Source organism: Pedobacter terrae, from assembly GCF_900100705.1.
Classification (GTDB): Bacteria; Bacteroidota; Bacteroidia; order Sphingobacteriales; family Sphingobacteriaceae; genus Pedobacter; species Pedobacter terrae.
This window is the reverse complement of the sequence record NZ_FNCH01000058.1, coordinates 1-1259: the sequence shown is the minus strand read 5'-3', so window position 1 is coordinate 1259 and position 1259 is coordinate 1. Positions and strand designations below refer to the sequence as shown.

The 1259-nt window shown below is 38.1% G+C and carries 1 protein-coding gene; it reads left to right on the top strand.

Annotated features, from left to right (window positions below):
- Nucleotides 1-243: 243 nt before the first annotated feature.
- Nucleotides 244-1236 carry an IS110 family transposase gene (locus BLR60_RS24580; RefSeq protein ID WP_090505234.1) on the top strand — a complete coding sequence of 331 codons (993 nt, stop codon included), beginning with the start codon at nt 244-246 and terminating at the stop codon, nt 1234-1236.
- Nucleotides 1237-1259: the final 23 nt, after the last annotated feature.

The window sequence follows — 1259 nt, the reverse complement described above, 5'->3', positions numbered from 1 at the left end:
CGTCATCTCCTTTGGTTTATCAAACTGATTTTTCTTCTTTCAAATATCTTACAAGAAGAAAGCTTAGTAAGCGTTTAAATAAAAGGCAGGGTGAATTTTCGTCATCTCTAGTTTTACAGAACTTTTGGTCGTATTAGTCCCTGCCTTTTATTACTGTCCAAGGCCTAGCTAGAATACTTTCTTTGAACTATCAAAGGTGATCGGCAAAAGACAGTTTATTTAAATATACTAAAATGTAAACGTATGGGAAACTGGAATGTTGTTTTAGGTGTAGATGTATCAAAACTTACACTAGATATCAGTTGTGCAGAACGCAGGCTGCATATTAAGATCGATAACCATAGCAAAGGATTTGCTATTTTTAAAAGGTGGTGCAAAACCAATTCAATTGATCTTAAAGAAGTACTGGTTGTTATGGAATATACAGGTGGCTATGAGTACCGTTTTATTCAGTTTCTGGAGTCTCAGTTCATTGCCTATACCAGGATATCTGGTCTGGAGATCAAAAATTCGATGGGAATGGTACGCGGCAAAAACGATAAGGATGACTCCTTTCGCATAGGTCAGTATGGTGAGGATAAGATCAAGCGCCTGGAGGCATCCCGGCCATTGAACAATAGTATTCTTATACTAAGGCAGCTGCTTTCCTTTCGGAAAAGATTGGTAAGAGAAACGGCAGGTCTAAAAAGTACGTTAAAAGAAAGGATATATATGTTTTCTACCGGTAAGGACGATAGGATCAGCAAGATTATCCGCTCAAAGATAAAGGCAGACCAGAAGCATCAATCAGAAATAGAGGCTGAGATCGCCTCTATTATCAGGCAGGATGGAGAGATGCTTAAAAATTATCGGATAATAAGCAGTATAAAGGGAATCGGCAAGGTAAATGCTTGGATGACGATCGCTTACACGGAAAACTTTGCATCTTTTCCAGACGCAAGGAAGTATGCAGTTTATGTGGGGGTAATACCGTTCGGAAATACCTCTGGAACAACTATCAAAGGAAAGCCAAAGGTGAGTTATCTGGCACAAAAGGAACTAAAACAGGAACTCAATCAGGCCGCAAAGTCTGCTATGCAACATGATCCCGAAATATCAGCGTATGCAGAACGTAAACAAAAGACCAAAGGCTATAATCTTGTTTTAAACAATGTGAAGTTTAAACTGATTTTAAGAATGTTCTCACTTGTCAAGAGAGGAGAAATGTATGTCGAGAATTATAGGAGAGCATCATAAAAAATAAGAAAAACTCCAAAAAA